Raw genomic sequence first — 361 nt, forward strand, 5'->3', positions numbered from 1 at the left:
CAGCTTCTCACGCTCTTGGCGAGAACTTGATAGCGCCGGAATCATTGACCAATAAGGAATATCCATAATGGTGTAGGTTAAACCCCAAAGGATATAAGCCGCGSCCGCGYAGATGTAAAGCGTCGTCCCTTCAAACATGTGCGTACTAAAAAGGCCAACTAAAACGAGCGCATTTAACAGCGTACCAATCACAATCCAAGGGCGGAACTTACCGAACTTAGAACGTGTATTGTCGACGATCACCCCCATCATTGGGTCTGTAATCGCATCGATAATACGTGCAGCTAAAAAGATGGTACCGACGAAAGCGGCAGACAAGCCGGCCACGTCCGTAAAGTAGAACATTAAGAAGATATAGATT

At 46.5% G+C, this 361-nt stretch carries 1 protein-coding gene; it reads right to left on the bottom strand.

Annotation, left to right across the window (positions count from 1 at the left end):
* On the bottom strand, positions 1 to 361 hold a 361-nt coding region (locus CIK04_RS29945), incomplete at both ends, for an MFS transporter (RefSeq protein WP_176463480.1).

This window comes from Vibrio sp. 03_296, assembly GCF_002265885.1.